The organism is Pantoea sp. Cy-640 (assembly GCF_011752635.1).
Taxonomy (GTDB): Bacteria; Pseudomonadota; Gammaproteobacteria; order Enterobacterales; family Enterobacteriaceae; genus Pantoea; species Pantoea dispersa.
In genome coordinates, this window is record NZ_VWXB01000002.1 from 228,078 (window position 1) to 246,610 (window position 18,533).

Annotated in this window: 15 protein-coding genes; 8 read left to right on the forward strand and 7 right to left on the reverse strand. The window is 58.6% G+C overall.

Going from position 1 to position 18,533, the window contains the following annotated elements:
- Positions 1-435: 435 nt before the first annotated feature.
- Complete coding sequence (locus F3J36_RS06560) at positions 436-3,030, forward strand: EAL domain-containing protein (protein WP_305848952.1); 2,595 nt, start codon at positions 436-438, stop codon at positions 3,028-3,030.
- Between the two features lie 30 nt (positions 3,031-3,060).
- Here the strand turns inward: F3J36_RS06560 and F3J36_RS06565 are convergent, their stop codons facing one another.
- From F3J36_RS06565 to F3J36_RS06580, 4 genes are read right to left on the reverse strand one after another with little or no spacing between them, the layout of a single operon-like run.
- Positions 3,061-4,374, reverse strand: coding sequence for an MFS transporter (locus F3J36_RS06565; RefSeq protein ID WP_166719255.1), 1,314 nt, complete (start codon positions 4,372-4,374; stop codon positions 3,061-3,063).
- Entirely contained in the window at positions 4,361-5,002 is a 642-nt protein-coding gene (locus tag F3J36_RS06570) for a DUF4286 family protein (protein WP_166719256.1), read from the reverse strand. The genes F3J36_RS06565 and F3J36_RS06570 overlap by 14 nt, the downstream gene beginning before the upstream one ends.
- 2 nt (positions 5,003-5,004) lie before the next feature.
- Entirely contained in the window at positions 5,005-6,348 is a 1,344-nt protein-coding gene (locus F3J36_RS06575; RefSeq protein WP_166719257.1) for an amidase, read from the reverse strand.
- A 10-nt stretch (positions 6,349-6,358) separates the two neighbouring features.
- Complete coding sequence (locus tag F3J36_RS06580) at positions 6,359-7,039, reverse strand: DUF2848 domain-containing protein (protein ID WP_104187226.1); 681 nt, start codon at positions 7,037-7,039, stop codon at positions 6,359-6,361.
- Positions 7,040-7,153: 114 nt separating this feature from the next.
- Here F3J36_RS06580 and F3J36_RS06585 point away from each other — a divergent pair, with 114 nt between their 5' ends.
- Positions 7,154-7,828, forward strand: coding sequence for a GntR family transcriptional regulator (locus tag F3J36_RS06585; protein ID WP_166719258.1), 675 nt, complete (start codon positions 7,154-7,156; stop codon positions 7,826-7,828).
- A 2-nt stretch (positions 7,829-7,830) separates the two neighbouring features.
- On the opposite strand, the gene F3J36_RS06590 is transcribed toward F3J36_RS06585, so the two are convergent.
- Complete coding sequence (locus tag F3J36_RS06590) at positions 7,831-8,850, reverse strand: LacI family DNA-binding transcriptional regulator (protein ID WP_150059068.1); 1,020 nt, start codon at positions 8,848-8,850, stop codon at positions 7,831-7,833.
- A gap of 263 nt (positions 8,851-9,113) precedes the next feature.
- On the opposite strand from F3J36_RS06590, the gene ascF reads away from it, so the two are divergent.
- The 5 genes from ascF (at position 9,114) to F3J36_RS06615 (ending at position 14,587) form a co-directional block, all read left to right on the forward strand.
- Positions 9,114-10,553 (forward strand): PTS cellobiose/arbutin/salicin transporter subunit IIBC, encoded by a 1,440-nt coding sequence (gene ascF, locus F3J36_RS06595; protein ID WP_058775072.1) that lies wholly within the window; start codon positions 9,114-9,116, stop codon positions 10,551-10,553.
- A 25-nt stretch (positions 10,554-10,578) separates the two neighbouring features.
- Positions 10,579-12,015 carry a 6-phospho-beta-glucosidase gene (locus F3J36_RS06600; RefSeq protein ID WP_166719259.1) on the forward strand — a complete coding sequence of 479 codons (1,437 nt, stop codon included), beginning with the start codon at positions 10,579-10,581 and terminating at the stop codon, positions 12,013-12,015.
- Between the two features lie 322 nt (positions 12,016-12,337).
- On the forward strand, positions 12,338-12,901 hold the full coding sequence (locus F3J36_RS06605; protein ID WP_058775074.1) for a YfiR family protein: 564 nt from the start codon (positions 12,338-12,340) through the stop codon (positions 12,899-12,901).
- A gap of 1 nt (position 12,902) precedes the next feature.
- Entirely contained in the window at positions 12,903-14,117 is a 1,215-nt protein-coding gene (locus F3J36_RS06610; protein ID WP_058770539.1) for a diguanylate cyclase domain-containing protein, read from the forward strand.
- On the forward strand, positions 14,114-14,587 hold the full coding sequence (locus F3J36_RS06615; RefSeq protein WP_166719260.1) for an OmpA family protein: 474 nt from the start codon (positions 14,114-14,116) through the stop codon (positions 14,585-14,587). Before F3J36_RS06610 ends, F3J36_RS06615 begins: the two co-directional genes overlap by 4 nt.
- Before the next feature lie 8 nt (positions 14,588-14,595).
- On the opposite strand, the gene F3J36_RS06620 is transcribed toward F3J36_RS06615, so the two are convergent.
- Together F3J36_RS06620 and F3J36_RS06625 are read right to left on the reverse strand one after the other, a co-directional pair.
- Positions 14,596-15,552, reverse strand: a complete 957-nt coding sequence (locus F3J36_RS06620; protein ID WP_058758822.1) for a UV damage endonuclease UvsE — start codon at positions 15,550-15,552, stop codon at positions 14,596-14,598.
- Between the two features lie 105 nt (positions 15,553-15,657).
- Complete coding sequence (locus F3J36_RS06625) at positions 15,658-17,688, reverse strand: choline transporter (RefSeq protein WP_021509525.1); 2,031 nt, start codon at positions 17,686-17,688, stop codon at positions 15,658-15,660.
- 241 nt (positions 17,689-17,929) lie between these two features.
- On the opposite strand from F3J36_RS06625, the gene betI reads away from it, so the two are divergent.
- Positions 17,930-18,526 carry a transcriptional regulator BetI gene (gene betI / locus F3J36_RS06630; protein WP_058758824.1) on the forward strand — a complete coding sequence of 199 codons (597 nt, stop codon included), beginning with the start codon at positions 17,930-17,932 and terminating at the stop codon, positions 18,524-18,526.
- Positions 18,527-18,533: the final 7 nt, after the last annotated feature.

The window sequence follows — 18,533 nt, forward strand, 5'->3', positions numbered from 1 at the left end:
AGAGGAGCAGATGGGTTCCAGCAAATTAGCACTGACAAAGATTTACACTCAACAAGAATAGTCCTGGATAACGCATCATCATTCAACCAGGAAATTATTCAGGTCCTTAACGTTAAATCACGCTCTGATAAATTATGGCTGTAATATATTTATCGTCATCAGTATGAAATAAACACTAAGCTATTAGCGCAACGGGAAAAGTTTACCGGCATTCGCCGTATTGCACCGGCGCAAACGCAGCGGCAGGGCCTGTTATTAACACACTTTATGCAGATCTGATTGCGCCACGGCATCGTCGGGCACCTGGCCGAATATGCGATCTGTTTTTGCCGCTCCGCTCACGCTTTTTTTACTTTTTCGCCCAGGTTCGGCGCAGTCATGCCGATACTCATAACGTACTTATGAAATATCATTTTACTGGTTTGTGATAAGTCTATGATGGCGAAACGTTCACTGATGGATTTCCCGACCGATGGTCGGATGCGCGGACTGATGCGCCAGCCGATGCTGCTGATGGTGCTGCTGATTTTTCTCTCCTTTGTGGTGGCGCTGGTGACGCTGTGCTTTATCGCCAGCGATCTCAATCAGCAGGAGGCGCGGCAAAACCGCCTGTTGCTGGAGAAGGCGTTGCAGACGCGTCAGGAAGTGATGCAGTTTCACCTCTCCGATAATGCAGAATGGGGCGAAGCCTATCAAAACCTGCACCGCACGCTGAATACTGACTGGGCGTGGACGCGGCAGAATCTGGGTGAGTCGCTGTTCCAGACCTTTGCCTACGAGGGCGTGTTTGTCATCGCGCCGCGCGGCGATACGGTTTACAGCGTGATCGACGGTCAGCTGCAGCAACGCAATTTCACCGACTGGCTCGGTCGCCAGCAACTGCCCGCGCTGCGTCAGCAGTTACAGCACAATGACGGTAAGGCGCTGTCGCGCTTTGTGGTGGTAAACCAGCAACTGGTGCTGGTGTGCGCGGCATGGATCACCACCGGTGGCGATAACAGCGTGCCGCAGGTGCCCGGTGCGCCATCGCTGATGATCTTTGCCGATCGCCTGACGCCGCAAAAATTACAGCAGCTGGGGCACGAGTACGGCATCAACGCACTGCGGGTGGAATTCGCTGCACCCCGCGCGCCAGTGGCGGAAAGTCTGCGCCTCGCCGCCGACGGCCATGACGCCACGCTGCGCTGGACCAGCAGCAACCCCGGCGGTAAATTGCTGACCGCCCTGCTGCCGCTGCTGGTGATCGCCATGCTGATTACGCTTTATGGTGCCATCATGCTGATGCGCAACGCGCTGCGTAAGGCGCAGCTCAATGATGAAAATACGCTGCTGCTGGCGCAAAGCCAGCGGGCGCTCAGCGCCAGCGAACGCCGCTTTCGTGATATCGCCGAAATTACCACCGACTGGATTTGGGAGATGGACGACCAGCTGCGCTTCAGCTGGGTTTCCGGCCGTTTCCCGGTAGTCACCGGGTTTACCAGCGAGGAGTGGCTGCAGCGCACGCTACTGGATTTCCTGCTGTGCGATGAACACCAGCGCGCCCGGCTTTTGCAGCTGGCAGACTCGGGCGGTCAGCTCACGCTGAACGGCTGCCGCTATCTCTCCGCCCAGCATCAGCCGCGCTACTGCAATCTGACCCTCAAGCGCGTCAGCCTGGCGCACGGCGTCAGCGGCTTTCGCGGCAGCGCCAGCGACGTAACGCTGGAAGTTGAAGCGCAGGCACGCGCGCACTATCTGTCGCACTTCGATGAACTGACCGGACTGGCCAACCGCGTGCAGATGCGCGAATTTCTCACGGGGCAGCTGAGCCTGCCGCTGCCGGCGCAGCCGCTGCTGGCGATGATTATGATCGACCTGGATAAATTCAAACCGGTCAATGATCTCTACGGTCATGCGGCGGGCGATCAGGTACTGCATGCGGTATCAGATCGTATCCGGCGCACGCTCAACGGCAACGGCCTGGTGGCGCGGCTCGGCGGCGATGAGTTTGTGGTGATTCTGCCGGAGGCGGGCAGCCGCGAGCAGGTCGACGCGCTGTGTCAGCAGCTCATCGCCCAGCTCAATCTGCCGTTCCCGGTGTACGACAACGACATCCACATCGGCGGCAGTCTCGGCATCGCGCTGGCCCCGCAGGATGCCGACAACGCCAGCGATTTGCTGCGCTTCGCCGACATCGCCCTGTATAAAGCGAAAAACAGCGGCCGCAACCAGTGGATATTTTTCGACCGTGACATGGAAGAGAAAATTGTGCAGCGGCGCGAAATGGAGCATGAGCTGCGCGCAGCGCTGCAGGAGAACCAGCTGCGGCTGGTCTATCAGACGCGCTATGACCTGATCGCGCAGCGCATCAGCGCGGTCGAGGCGCTGGTACGCTGGCAGCATCCGCGGCTGGGCTTACTGATGCCCGATCAGTTTATTCCGCTGGCCGAAGAGACCGGCCTGATCAGCGCACTGAGCGACTGGGTGTTGCTTAATGCCTGCGAGGATATCGCCCGTTACCGGCCGGAAATGGCGGTTTCAGTGAATATTTCCGCCAGCGAATTGCAGGATAGCGCCTTAGCCGAACGCATCACCCGGGTGCTGCAGCTCAGCGGTCTGCCGAGCCAGCGGCTGGAAATTGAAGTCACGGAAAACGCGCTGCTGAGCGATCCGGATAAAACCCTGGCGGTGATGCAGGCGGTGAAAGCGCTGGGGGTGAGATTTCTGATTGATGATTTTGGCACCGGCTATGCGTCGCTATGCTACCTGCGCGCCTTCCCGTTCGACGGCATCAAAATCGATAAATCCTTTATTTTTCCGCTGGCCGATTCGCCCCAGGCGCGCCAGGTGGTGGAAAACATGATTGGACTCGGCAAAGCCTATTCCCTGTCGGTAACCGCGGAAGGCGTGGAAACGCCGGTGCAGATGTCGCAATTGCAGGAGCTGGCGTGCGATGCCATTCAGGGTTACTACATCGGACGACCGCTGCCGCTGCCGCAAATCTCCACCGAGCCGCCGCAGAGTGAACCGGCGCTGCACATGAATATTTAATAAAAGGTGGCGATCCTTCGCCAGAGGTGATTACAGCGACTGGTGCGCGGTTTCTTTGGCTTTCCATAAGGCAAACAGGGTGATCGCCAGCGCCAGCGTCACGTACAGCGACACCCACAGCGTGCTGCCCAGCTCTTTGTACAGCGAGGTAATGATCAGCGGGGCAAAACCGCCGCCGATGATGCCGGCCAGCGTATAAGCCAGTGATGAACCGGCATAGCGCACGTGACTCGGGAACTGCTCGGTGACAAACGCCGCCTGCGGACCGTACATCATGGCGTGAATCAGCAGGCCAATCACCACCGCCAGCACAATCAGCCACGGCTGGGTGCTGTCGAGCAGAACAAAAAACACAAACGACCAGACGATAGCCAGCAGCGCGCCGGCAATGTACACCGGACGGCGGCCAAGGCGGTCGGACAGCGCGCCAAACAGCGGCACCGTCAACGCGTTGCCAATCGCGCCGACCATCGTCGCCATCAGCGCCAGCGGACGCGGCAGCTGTAACACGGTGGTGACGTATGTCAGGGTGAACACCACCACCAGCGCGTACAGCACATCAGAGCCGATGCGCGAGCCGCCGGCGATCAGCAGTTCACGTGGATAGCGCAGGAACACCTCTTTCAGCGGCGTGTGGCTGGTTTTCTCCGCCTGCTGCATCGCCACGAAAGTCGGGGTTTCTTCCACGCCGCGCCGCAGCCACAGGCCAAACATCACCAGCAGCAGACTGAGCAGGAACGGGATGCGCCAGCCCCACTCCTGAAACTGTTCGCCGCTGAGTGACAACGTCACTGAAGTGATAAATCCGGTGCCAATCAGCGTGCCGCAGGAAGGCCCGACCTGGGCGAACGAGGCGTTACGCCCGCGCTTACTGGCTTCGCCGTGCTCCATGGAGAGCAACACCGCGCCGGCCCATTCGCCGCCCAGCGCGATGCCCTGCACAAAGCGCAGCGCCACCAGCAGAATCGGGCTCCAGATGCCCCACAGCGCATAACCGGGCAGCATGCCCATCAGCGCCGTGGTCACGCCCATGATCACCAGCGTGGTGATCAAGACCGCCTTGCGCCCGGCGACATCCCCGAGATGGCCAAAGATAAAACCGCCCACCGGACGCGACACATAACCCACTGCGTAAGTTGAAAACGCCAGAATGGTGCCGACCAGCGGGTCGAAGCTGGGGAAAAACACATGGTTAAACACCAGCGCCGCCATGATGTTGTAAACGGTAAAGTCATACCACTCCAGCGCGGTGCCGATGGAGCTGGCCGCAGCCAGACGGCCGGTGTGGGTTTTTCCTGCTGCGGCACGCGCGGCGTGCGGCAGAGTAGAATCAGTATTCGCCATGAGCCATCTCCTGTTTAGTGAGCTGCCAGCTAAGCGCATAAAATTCAGCGCGGGCATTGAGCGCCTGTGACGCGGCGGCCGCCAGTGTCTGGCAGGCATCGGCGCACGAACAGCTGAGCAGCAGCATTGGCCGCATGGCGCGCTGCGCCCGATCTTCCTGCGGCAACGGCGTGCTCAGCGTGGTGTCCGGCGTGAGTAAGCGCGAGGCGATATAGCCCGGCACCGTGGCAACCTGCTGCTGCCAGGCGTTGAGCGTTGCAGTTTCAATGCCAGCCTGTAGCGTCAGCACCGCAAGGTGGCTGCCGCTGCCCTGACCGTGCTGCTGGGTGATGGCGCACACGCGGCGCATCGGTTTGATCATCCGCTCCAGGTTCTTTACCGACCACGGCGTCTGGCGCGTGAAGGCAGCGTAGTAATCGGCGCTGGTGAAGGTTTCCAGCGAGCGGGTTTCATACAGTCCGAGGTACTTGCGTTCAGCATCCAGCGCCTGATAGCGCGTGCCGCTGAGAAAGCCGTCAATGGCGACGCGCTCGGCGACATGTTCATGGTCATACCATTGATTGAAATCAGCTTCGTTTTCAGCGGCGACGTTGGTGGCGACGAACAGCATGCCGTGAGGATGTGTCATTTTCAGAGACTCCGTTGCAGGATGGATTCAAGCGCCAGCGCCCAGCTAAGCAGCGCGGCATCGTTGCCATGGGTGGCGGCCAGCATCAGACCTACCGGCGCACTGCCGGGCTGATGACAAGGCAGGGAGATGGCGCAGCCGTCCAGCATGTTGATCACGCTGGTGTTGCGCAGCATCAGCAGGTTGACCTGGCGATAGCGCTCCGGGTCGTCGAGTTCGGCGATGGTGGGCGCAATCAGCGGCACGGTGGGCAGCAGCAGACCATCGAACGGGGCCACCGCCTGCTCCACCCGCTGCCGCCAGTCGGCGCGCTGCTGATACAGCAGCTGTGCGTCGGCCTCATTCAGTAACGCGCCGCGCTCAATGCGCATCCGCACCTGCGGGTCATAACCCGCCGCGTGCGACTGCAGCAGCGACTGATGCCACTGCCAGGCTTCCCAGGCGGTGATGCCGCCACGGGCGTTCATGGTTTCCAGTTCCGCCAGTTCAGGCAGCGGCAGCTCGGTGAGCGTGGCACCCTGCGCGCGCAGCTGTGCCAGCGCGTGGTGCCAGGCCTGGCTGACCGCGAGATCCAGCCCGTCCAGCACCCGGGTCTGTGGAATCGCAAAGTGCGCCCGCGTGATATCACGCTCTGCCAGCTGCAAAGGCCGATCGGCGATGACGCTGTCGAGCAGCCAGCAGCTGTGCACGTCATGGGCAATTACGCCAATACTGTCGAGTGCCGCCGATAGCGGTAGCGTGCCGGCCTGATTGATGCGGCTGGCGCTGGGTTTGAAGCCGGTCAGCCCACACAGCGCCGCCGGTATCCGCACCGAGCCGCCGGTGTCCGTGCCGACCGCCGCGAGGCACATGCCGTCGGCCACCGCCACCGCCGCGCCGGATGAAGAACCGCCGGGAATGCGTTTTTCGCCGCGCTGCCATGGGTTAGCTGGCGTGCCGTAGTGCGGATTGATACCGAGCCCGGAAAAAGCGAACTCGGTCATGTTGGTTTTGCCGACGATAGCGGCACCGGCCTGTTTCAGCTGCTGCACGATATGCGCGTCGCGCGCGGCGGGCGGCGCATCCGCCAGCACGCGCGAGCCGGCGCAGGTGGGTTCGTCCGCCACATCAAACAGGTCTTTGATGCTGATTGGCAGTCCATCAATCGGGCTGCGCGGCTGTTGCTGCTGCCAGCGCACATCAGCCTGCTGCGCCTGCTGAACGGCGCGGTCGGCGTAGGTTCGCGTAAACACGCGTGCGCCTTCGCCCGATGGCTGCTCGGCGGCGCGTAGTGCCTGTTGCGTCGCGGCGCTTGCGGTGAGATCTCCGGCGCGCAGTTGCTGGCTCGCCTGCCATAAGGTGGTCATACGCGCCTCCTCAGGCAATCACCGGCAGCGCGCCGGTGACATAGTGGTGTTCCAGCGTGCGATTCAGCAGCGGATCGTGCAGCGCCATGCGGAACTCGCTGGCCGGACGGATGCCGCCAATCGCACTCAACGTGCCGCATGACATCGCAAAGCCTTCGCTGACCGGGCGATCGCCAAAGTAGCGCGCCAGCAGATCCATCGGCGTGAGCAGAGAGTCGAGCGTGCCCTGCTGATAAGTCACCCAGTCCCCGTTGACTTTGATCCACGCGCGCAGCTCCAGCCGATCCCAGTGCGGCTCAACCTCTGCCATACGCCACGCATGACCGGCGACCGGCTTAACGCAGGCCTGCTTCGACAGTGCCACGCTGAAGGTTTCCAGGTGACGGTCGGTGTGATCGGAAATCAGCGACACCCAGTATTCGCCGCGATGGAAAAACACAAACGGCTCGGCTTCGCCGGAGGTTTGCTCACCCACCACTTCCAGCGGGCTGTGCTGCGCCAGCTGCTGGGTGGCTACGCGATAAAACAGCGGGACTGCACCAGGTGCGGGCACGCCCAGCGCCTCCAGCTCCCTGATATGGTGCAGCACCGCCGCCTGGTCGCGGCCTACCCATCCGGCAATGACCAGCTGCTTAATGTCGACATCCAGCACCGGGGCGGCTTGTGAGTCGGTTGTAAAGCGTAAATGCATGCGATGATCTCCTGATGAAAAATGCGTGTGAAATTTCACTGCAATTTCAAGATAGCCATTTTCATGCCAGGTTTTTGTGTAAGATGTCTCAGTACCCAAATAAGGATCTGCGTGATGAGTGATTCAGTTGCTGAAAATGTGAAGTCACAGGCCGGACATAAAAGCGTTTCATTGAATGAACAGGCCTATCTGGCGTTCAGGCATCGCCTGATTACGCTGCGCTATAAGCCAGGTGAATATCTCAATACCGCGCAGGTGATGGAGGATCTGGCAATGGGCCGCACGCCGGTTAACCAGGCAGTACATCGGCTGGCGACCGAAGGGTTACTGCAGATTATCCCGCGTAAAGGGGTGATGGTGGCACCGCTGTCGATTGACGATGCGCTGGAGCTGATTGAAGTGCGGCTGGTAAATGAAGCGCTGTGCCTGCGGCTGGCGACGCAGCGCGTGAATCCGGCGCAGATTGCCCAGCTACAGGCGCTGAATCAGCGCATCGCCGCCGCCAGCGTGGCGCGCGATCGTGAGCAGATGATGCTGCTGGACCGTGAATTTCATCAGGTGCTGGCTGACATCGCCGGCAATGGTCGTCTGTCAGATATTCTCAGCATCATTCACGCCCAGGCGCAGCGCTTCTGGGCAACCACCCTGTCGAGCGCGCAGCACATGCAGGAGGTGATTGCCGAGCATGACGCAATCATTGCGGCGCTGGCGCAGGGTGACGTAACACGGGCAGAAGACGCTGCGCGCGTGCACATCTATTCGTTCAAGCAGGCGCTGCTGAACGCCTGATTTCAGCCAGGGTAAAACGGGCCGGGACCAACGGATTCACGCATAATCAGCTCGCCGGCAAAGGTTTTGCGGTTACGCATTTCGCCGCCGTCGAGCATCGACACCAGCCGTTCAATGGTTTCCTCGATCATGCCGGTCACCGGCATGCGCACGCTGGCCAGCGCCGGAATGGTATAGGGCGCCAGCGGAATATCGTCGAAACCCAGCACCGCCACCTGTTGCGGCACGCGGATGTTATGCGCCGCCAGCGCTTTCAGCGCGCCCACCGCCATCTCATCGTTACTGGCGACCAGCGCGCTGAACGGTTTACCGCGCGCCAGCAGCGTTTCCACCGCCGCTGCCCCGTGCTGCGCCTGCCATTTGCCTTCCACTACCAGTGCGTCATCCGCCACCAGCTGATGCTGCGCCAGTGCCGCGTGATAACCCGCCAGCCGCTCGCGCCCGGTCGGCGAGTCAAGCGATCCGGTGATAAAAGCGATATCGCGATGGCCGAGCGCAATCAGCTGCGCCACCGCCTCGGCGCTGGTGCGTTGCTGATCGGAGTAGATGCAGTAACTGTCGTGCTGACGCAGTCGCCGGTTGATCACCAGAATTGGATGGCGGTGCTGGGCAATGATGCTGTCCATTTCATCAATGGTGAGAAAACGCGGATAGATGATCACACCATCGCAGCGCAGATCGAGCAGAAACTGAATCGCCGCACGCTCCTCTTCGGCGCTGTGTTTGCCGTCCACCAGCAGTAGCTGACGGCCCTGCTGCTCAAGAATACGCGCCGAATGCTGCATCATTTCGCTGAAATAGCTGCCGGTATACAGCGTGTTGGTGATCACCAGGCCGATGGTCTGGCTGGATTTAGTCGCCAGATTGCGCGCCAGCAAATTCGGCCGGAAGCCGGTCTCGGCAATCGCCTGGTACACCCGATCGCGCTTCTCCTGGCTGACGTAGCCGTTGCCGGACAACACGCGCGACACCGTCGCTTTTGACACGCCGGCCTTTTTTGCCACCTCAAGTATGGTTGCCATGCTTCACTCTGCTTCGCTGCTCATCGCCTCAGTGTACCTAAGCGATGAATAAGACGGGGAATTTTCTTGTCGCCCTGCGCCTGCGGGTGAAGATCCCGCCGCCCGTCAGCCGATCAACATCACAAAATTAAAACGAAGATGGCGATTTTTCTTGTCTGAATGAATGCGCCTGTTCATGATTTTGTGAAACCGGTTTCTCATGAACACATAACAGCCAGACGAAACCGACGTTTCCTCTACCCTACAATCAGAGACAAACATTCATGGCGACCAACTACGCTGACGCCGCACGAGCCATTGTGGCCTCGCTCGGCGGATTAGAGAATATTGAAGCCGTTACCCACTGCATGACACGCCTGCGCTTCGTGGTGAAAGACAGCGCGCGCGTCGACAACGCCACGCTGAAAGCCATTCCCGGCGTAATGGGCGTGGTGCACACCGACAGCCAGTGTCAGGTGATCATCGGCAACAACGTCAATCTCGCCTTTCAGGAAGTGATGAAACTCGGCACGCCGGGCAACAGCGACAGCGCGCCGGTGAAACGGAAAATCACGCTGCGCAGTATCGGCGCGGGCATTCTCGATGCGCTGGTCGGCACCATGTCACCGCTGATCCCGGCGATCATTGGCGGATCAATGGTGAAACTGCTGGCGATGATGCTGGAGATGAGCGGCGTGCTGCCCAAAGGCTCGTCGACGTTAATCATCCTGAATGTGATTGGTGACGGCGCCTTCTTCTTCCTGCCGGTGATGGTGGCGGCTTCGGCGGCGCTGAAATTTAAAACCAATATGTCGCTGGCGATTGCCATTGCTGGCGTGCTGGTGCATCCCAATTTTATCGACCTGATGGCCAAAGCGGCGCAGGGTCAGGTAGTGGAATTCGCCTCGGTGCCGGTCACTGCGGTGAAATACACCTACACGGTAATCCCCGCGCTGGTGATGACGTGGATTCTGTCGCACATCGAATACTGGGTCGATCGCTTTACCCCGGCGGTGACCAAAAACTTCCTTAAACCGATGCTGATTGTGCTGATTGCTGCCCCCATCGCCATCGTCTTTATTGGCCCGCTCGGTATCTGGATCGGTAGCGGCATTTCGGCGCTGGTGTATACCATTCACGGTTATCTCGGCTGGCTGTCGGTGGCGATCATGGGCGGTCTGTGGCCGCTGCTGGTAATGACCGGCATGCATCGCGTGTTTACCCCGACCATTATTCAGACCATAGCTGAGACCGGCAAAGAAGGCATGGTGATGCCGTCAGAAATTGGTGCCAACCTGTCACTGGGCGGCTCATCGCTGGCGGTGGCGTTCAAAACCAAAAATCCGGAACTGCGGCAGACGGCGTTCGCGGCGGCAGCTTCCGCCATCGTCGCCGGCATTTCCGAACCAGCGCTGTACGGCGTGGCGGTGCGCCTGAAGCGTCCGCTGATTGCCAGCCTGATCAGCGGCTTTATCTGTGGCGCGGTGGCCGGCATTGGCGGCCTCGCCAGCCACTCGATGGCCTCACCGGGCCTGTTTACCAGCGTACAGTTTTTCGATCCCACCAACCCGATGAGCATCGTCTGGGTGGCTGGCGTGATGGTGCTGTCAGTGGTGCTGTCGTTCATTCTGACGCTGATTCTTGGCTTTGAAGATATTCCGGTGACGGAGACCGCGCCGCGCCCCGGTAAGCCGGAAGCGGCAAAGCCGCTCAGCGCGAATTAATAATGGACTGTGATTGAGGTGAGTGATGTCTGAAGTGACATTTCCTGCGGGATTTTTATGGGGCGGCGCGTTAGCCGCCAACCAGTCAGAGGGGAGTTATCGCGCCGGTGGTAAAGGCTTAACCACGGTGGATATGATTCCACACGGCGAGCACCGCATGGCGGTGAAGCTGGGGCTGGAGCCGCGCTATACGCTGCGCGACGATGAGTTCTATCCGAGCCACGACGCCATCGATTTTTATCACCGCTATAAAGAAGATATCGCCCTGATGGCGGAGATGGGCTTCACGGTGTTTCGCACCTCCATCGCCTGGAGCCGCATTTATCCCAACGGCGATGAGCTGACGCCGAACGCGGCAGGCATTGCCTTCTATCGCAGCGTATTTGAAGAGTGCCGCAAGTACGGCATCGAACCGCTGGTCACGCTGTGTCACTTCGATGTACCGATGCATCTGGTCACCGAATATGGCTCATGGCGCAACCGTAAAATGATCGATTTCTTCGCCCGCTACGCCCGCACCTGCTTCGAAGCGTTTGATGGGCTGGTGAAGTACTGGCTGACCTTTAACGAGATCAACATTCTGCTGCACAGCCCGTTCTCCGGTGCCGGTCTGGTGTTCGCGCCGGATGAGCATCACGAACAGGTGAAATATCAGGCAGCGCATCATGAACTGGTCGCCAGCGCGCTGGTAACCAAAATCGCCCATGAGATCAATCCGCAGAATCAGATCGGCTGCATGCTGGCCGGCGGCAACTTTTATCCGTGGTCCTGCAAGCCGGAAGATGTGTGGGCCGCGTTACAGAAAGATCGCGAGAACTTATTCTTTATCGATGTCCAGGCGCGCGGCGCTTATCCCGCTTATGCCGCCCGGGTATTCCGCGAGAAAGGCGTGGAGATTGTCATGGCGGAGGGCGATAGCGAACTGCTGCGCCACACCGTCGATTTCATCTCCTTCAGCTATTACGCCTCGCGCTGCGCGTCGGCAGAGATGAATGAACAGAACAGCAGCGCCGCCAACGTGGTGAAGTCACTGACCAATCCGCATCTGGCGCGCAGCGCCTGGGGCTGGGGCATTGATCCCCTTGGCCTGCGCATCACCATGAATATGATGTACGACCGCTATCAGAAACCGCTGTTTCTGGTGGAAAACGGTCTCGGCGCGCACGATGAAATCAATGCCAGCGGGGAAATTGCAGACGATTACCGCATCAGCTACCTGCAACAGCACATTCGCGCCATGGGTGAAGCGATTGCTGACGGCGTGCCGGTGATGGGCTACACCACCTGGGGCTGCATCGATCTGGTCGCGGCGTCGACCGGTGAAATGAGTAAACGCTACGGATTTGTCTATGTCGATCGCGACGACCACGGCAACGGCACGCTCAACCGGCTGCGCAAAAAATCCTTCTGGTGGTATCAGCGGGTCATTGCCAGCAACGGCCGGGATTTGGATTTTAATTAAAAAAATGCGGTGAATGGCGCTGAATGATTGTTCAATTCAGGGCCATTGCACCACAAAGGGAATATCCGGCGTAGCCGGACAATTCATTTTGCGAAAAATCGCGCCGCTGCGCTAATTTTGCTGCGGGAATATCCGGCAGAATTCAGCCTTAATACGCTTATTCTGCTGCGTTTTTATTCATTACTCTTTTAACTCTCTATTTAAATCCGGTCCTGACGAATTTATTCTACCCTGCCTGATCGCGGTATCAGCGCCTGTACGGCGGTACTCTTTTGTACAGCGCGATGGTACTATTTCCCGGTTGCTGTTCAGAGATAGCGCTATGTTACAACTACAATTAAAGGTGAAGGGCGACAGCCAGCTGCTCTATTTATTGCAGGGCTTACGCGCATTTCTTCCCGTATTTTCTCTCATTTATCTCCTCTGTTTTCCTGCTGCTCAGGCGGCAAACAGTGCGGTTCAGCGTGACGATCAGGCTAACCGCATCGTCAGCGGCATCATCAGTTTTAGCCACTGGCCACAGTTAACACAGCCGCCACAGCTGTGCGTATTCGCTTCAGCACAGCACCTTGCGCAGCCTCAGGGCCCGACGCCGTTCAGCGTGGTGTGGATTAACCAGACCAGTGAACTCAGCCGCCAGCGCTGCGATGCCATTTACTTCGGCGATCAGACGCCGCAGCAGCAAACTGAACTGCTGGCGATGCTACAGGGTAAAGCCGTCCTGTCCATCGCGGAAAACAACCCGGACTGTGCGGTTGGCGCGGCCTTTTGTCTGATCTTTAACCGCGATCACACCGCATTTTCCGTCAACCTTGACTCGCTGGCGCGCAGCGGTGTCAGAGTGAGCCCGGACGTGTTGTTGCTGTCCCGCAAAGGAAGCAAATAAGATGAAGTTTGATAGCATAAAAAAAGATAAATCATCGATTCGCAATAAGTTGCGTCGTATCAGCACCGTCAATGCCGCCGTGATATTACTGCTGTGCTGGCTGCTGCTGACATCGACGTCTTTACTGTTTATTAAACGCTATGAGAAAAGAAACCTCGAACTCATTGCCGCCACACTCAGCACCAGCCTGACCGCCGCGACGGTATTTGAAGACAGCTATGATGCCCGCAACAAAATAGCCCTGCTCGGCAATGAAGGGATGTTTGCCTCCGCGAAACTGGTCACGGCGGGCAATACCGTACTGGTGGACTGGCACGATCGCCAGCAAGAGAGCGGCTGGTATGAAACGCTACTGCGTCGCTGGATCTATCAGCAGCCGCTGGCGGTGGAAATTAATCACGCCGAAACCCAGGTTGGCCATTTAATGCTGGCCGGCACCGTCAGCGGTGCGGCCGATTTTATTCGCTATTCGGTGATGATTTTATCCATCGGTATGCTGTGCGTGCTGGTGATTTCCTGCCTGCTGAGTGAATTTCTGCATCGCGGTATTCTGCGCTCGCTGCGCAATATCACCAGCGCCATCCATTACGTGATTCGCTCTGGCGATTTCTCGACGCGCGTACCGCAAAATCCGACCAAAGAGTTTCAGCTGTTTTCTGAAGATCTCAACTCGCTGCTGAGTGAAATGCAGACGCTAAAAGCCTCACTACTGCGCGATAACCGTTCACTGGCGGCCAAAGCGCTGGAGGATCCGTTAACCGGACTGGCCAACCGCTCGGCGTTTGTTGGCCGCCTGTCGCAGTTGCTCGATCAGCAGCTGGCGCATGAGAATTTTGTGCTGCTGTTTCTCGACGGCGATCGCTTCAAGAGCATTAACGACAACTGGGGCCATGCCGCCGGTGATGAAGTATTGAAGGCCATCGCGGCGCGCCTCAGCGCGCTGGCGTATCAGGACGATCTGGTGGCGCGGCTGGGCGGTGACGAGTTTGCCATGCTGATCACCAGCCGCACCTCAGAAGCCGATCTGCAGCAGCTGACGGAAGATATTCGTACCGCAATCGCGCAATCGATTGTGATTTCGGAAGGCACGCAGATCACCACATCGGTGACCATCGGCTACGCCTGGTCGCAGCATGGCGATTCGGTGGCGTCGATTCTGGAGCGCGCCGATATGCACATGTATAAAAACAAAGGAATGAGTAAGGTACGCGTATGAAACTGAAATCATGTTTGCTGGTTATGGTGCTGGCCTGTGTCGGCTGTCAGTCAACCGGGCGTTTTAGCGACGCGCAAATAAAAGCGATGCGCGACGCCGGCTTCAGCGAAAACGCCGAAGGCTGGGGACTGGGCCTGTCCGATAAGATTCTGTTTGGCATCAATGAATCTGACCTGACGCCCGCCAGCAAAGCCAGCATTGCGCAGATGGCGAAAAGCCTGGCCGCTACCGGCATTGAACATCTGCGCGTTGACGGTCACACCGATAACTACGGCAAAGCAGATTACAACCAGCAGCTGTCGCTGAAACGCGCCAACGCGGTGGCTGATCAGTGGGCCACCGGCGCGGCGATTCCACGGCAAAACATCGTGGCGCGCGGGCTAGGCATGAGCGCGCCGGTCGCCAGCAATAACACTGCGCAGGGCCGGGCGCAAAATCGCCGCGTCGCCATTGTGATCACGGCGCCGTAAGCGGTTAATCAGCGCGTCTGCGCATAGTCATACAGGCGATCGCGTGCGAGGTTCTTCATTTTGACTTCGCACATGATGTCGAAGCGATCAAACGACAGCGCCCAGTCATTCAGCGTCTGGTTGAAATAGTAGTCAGAATGGGCGCGCAGCTTAGGCTTTGAGGCGGCGAGTTGCTCCTGATCGGGAAAGCCGCTCTCCGGAATCAGCCCTTCCTGGGCGATCGAATAGTGCAGCACCGGCCGCACGCCGCGCCACGACTCCAGAATCAGCGCCACGCGCGCATCGCTGGCCTGAATAAACTGATTCTCTTTCACCCAGTGATGGTGAATATCCAGCACCACCGGACACAGCGCACGCGCCTGCAAGACGTCATCCAGCGAGCAGGAAATTTCGTCATTTTCCACCGTCAGCATATTGCGGGCTTCCGGGCTGAGGCGCATAAACGCCGCGCGAAAACCCTCTATACCGCGTTTGCCGTTCATGTGGATGTTGATTTTGAAATCCTGAAACTGCCTGCCGTAGCCCATCAGTACCGCGCACAGCGTGTGGTACTCGACATCCTCCAGCGCCCGATCCACCACGTCATCATTATCCGAAGCCAGCACCGTATACTGGCCGGGATGGAACGACAGGCGAATGTTGTGCGCGCGGGCCAATTCGCCGCAGCGGCTAAACAGCGGCTGCAGCTCAGGCAGAATATCGCCATACAGTTCAGTGGCCAGCGGCACGGTGTACAGCGGCAGCAGATCGCTGCCGATGCGCATCATCCGCAACGCATCCGGCTGCTGCGCCAGCTGTTCCAGCGTCAGAGAGAGGTTCTGCAGGTTATTTTGTGCCAACGTCAGTAGCAGCGTGGCCGCCGCGTTACGCTCCATAGCGAGAAAGCGTGTGCGGGTGGTGGTTTTAAATGGAAATGGCTGTTTAGCCTCAGAATCAAAGTACTTACACGCAAAACCCAATTTCATTATGTTCCCCTTCAGGTCAGCTAGTGAGTCTAGCTGCCGCTGGCAATTATGCGAGGAACGCCGCGTGATTAAACGAGCAGCCGCCTTGCACGGCTGCCCGCACTGTTACACGCTCGGGTAAGTGATATTGCTGCCCGGCGCTTCACGATGCAGATGGATAAAGTTCAGGTGACGCTCGTACTGATCGAGAATGTCGATAATCACCTGCTCCTTGTTGTAGTCCATCAGATCGTTGCCCTGGCTGCCCTCCAGCAGGAAGGTTTCCAGCCGGTAATAGTGCGACTTACCGCTGCGGGCGCGATAGGTAAAGCCCGGCACCGAGTACTGCTGCGGCCACACCTGATAGACGAAATCCTGCTCCTCGCCGAGGTGCACGCGCAGATCAAGGTAGCCCAGCGGCTGGCCCTCTTCCGGCGCAACGCTCTCCAGCGATACGCGACCGCCGCGCAGCTCCAGCTCTTTAGCGACATCCTGCATCGCCGGATAGATCACGGTTTCCATCATCTGCTGGGTATAGCGCGTGCCCGGGTAGTTCATCAGGCGCGACAGCCGCTTTTTCCAGCTCAGACGGTCATTGCTCGCCGGAATATAGGGCGCGGTATCACGGCTGGCGCTGGCGCGGCGGTGATCCTCCACTTTGAGTGATTTATACAGCCCGGCCATCACAAAGAAGATCACGAAGCTGAACGGCAGGCCCATGATCACCGTGGTGTTTTGCAGCGCAGAGATGCCGTTGGTCATCAGCATGCCCATGGTCAGCACGCCAATCGCCACCGACCAGAAAATGCGTAGCCAGTTTGGCGCATCGCTGTTGATGTCTTTCAGCTTCGAGGTGAAGTTCCCCAGCACCAGCGAGCCGGAATCCGCCGAGGTAACATAAAACAGCATGCCGGTAATGGTGGCGACCGAGGCGCTGAACTTAAACGCCGGATACTGCGCCAGCAGGCTGTAGAACCCGCGCTCGGCATGCGCCATCACTTCCTGGGCAAAACCGGCATCGCCGTGGATGATCTCGTACAGCGCCGCGTTACCGAACACCGACAGCCACAGCAGCGTGAAGGTGAACGGGATAATCAGCGTGCCGAGCACAAACTCACGGATGGTGCGGCCACGGGAAATACGGGCGAGGAACAGGCCGACAAACGGCGACCACGCCACCCACCACGCCCAGAAAAACAGCGTCCAGCTGTTCATCCACTGCGTCGGACGATCAAACGCAAAGGTGTTGAGCGTCATGCCCATAAAGCGGTTGATGTAATCACCGACGTTCAGCACCAGCGCGTTGAGCAGGAAATCCGTCTTGCCCATAAACAGCACAAACAGAATCAGACCAAGCGCCAGCGCGACATTCAGCTCCGACAGAATGCGGATGCCTTTATCCACGCCCGAGGTCACTGAAATGGTGGCGATCACCACCGACAGTACAATCAGCGCCATCTGCGCCGTCAGCCCTTCCGGCACATCAAATAACACTTTCAGCCCGTAGTTGAGCTGTACCACGCCGATACCCAGCGTGGTGGCGATACCAAAAATGGTGCCGATCACCGCCGCGATATCCACCGTGTGACCAATCGGGCCGTTAATGCGCTTGCCGAAGATCGGATAGAGCGCTGAGCGAATGGTGAGCGGCAGATTATAGCGGTAGCTGAAGTAGCCGAGCGCGATGCCCATCAGCGCATACATCGACCAGCCGGTCAGACCGTAGTGAAACAGCGTCCACACCATCGCCTGACGCGCCGCTTCCAGGGTCTGCCCGGCCCCTTCCGGCGGCTGCATATACTGCGTGACCGGTTCCGCCACCGAGAAGAACATCAGATCTATGCCGATGCCGGCGGCAAACAGCATCGCCGACCAGCTCAGCAGACTGAATTCGGGTTTGGACTGCTCCGGGCCCAGCTTGATGGCGCCGTAGCGTGAACAGGCCATATAGATGACGAAGACGATATACAGCGTAGCGGCCAGCATGTAGTACCAGCCAAAGGTGGACGATACCCAGTTGACGGCGCTCTGGATCCAGCCGGCAGCGAGATCGCTGTACAAAATGGTAACAAGTGAAAATGTCAGAATCAGTCCGGCAGAGGTGTAAAACACCACGGGATTGATTCTGTCTTTTTCACTGGCAGGTGGATTAATCATCGGTTACCTCTGGTTAATTTCCTGTAATTATTCAATGAAGTAGCAGGGCCGTAGCGATCGGCCTTATCGGTATCGTTCTCCTGTTTTCCCTCCTGATTGTTCGGCACGGTTCAGTATTCACCTTCCCGTTGCGCTTTCATAACAACCGAAGCACAGTATCCTAACAAGTTTCTTTTTTATATTGAACGTGCAATCAAAAAAAGTTTTAATAGGGTTCTTACATTGCGGTGGAGCTGGAGTCATGCCAAAGGTGGGAATGCAGCCGATACGTCGTCGGCAACTGATTGATGCGACCCTGAGTACCATTAACGAAGTCGGGATCAATGACGCGACCATTGCGCAGATTGCGCGGCGCGCCGGCGTCTCGACCGGCATCATCAGCCACTACTTCAAAGACAAAAACGGTTTGCTGGAAGCCACCATGCGCGACGTGACGCGTCAGCTGCGTGATGCGGTGGCGGCACGACTGAAACCACTGGCGGGAGCCGGCACCGAAGCGCGCCTGCTGGCGATTGTCGAAGGTAACTTCGACGACACCCAGGTGCACAGCGCGGCGATGAAAGCGTGGCTGGACTTCTGGGCCAGCAGCATGCATCAGCCGCAGCTGGGTCGCCTGGAACGCGTCAGCAGCCGTCGCCTGTTTTCCACGCTCGCTGCCGAGTTTCGCCGCGAGCTGCCGCGTGAGCAGGCGCGGCTGGCCGCGCACGGTCTGGCCTCGCTGATTGATGGCCTGTGGCTGCGCGCCGCGCTGAGCGGCAAACCGTTTGATCTGGCGATTGCCAGAACGCTCACCACCCAATTCATTCGCCAGCAGCTGGCTGGCGCCGCGAATCACTGAGGAAGGA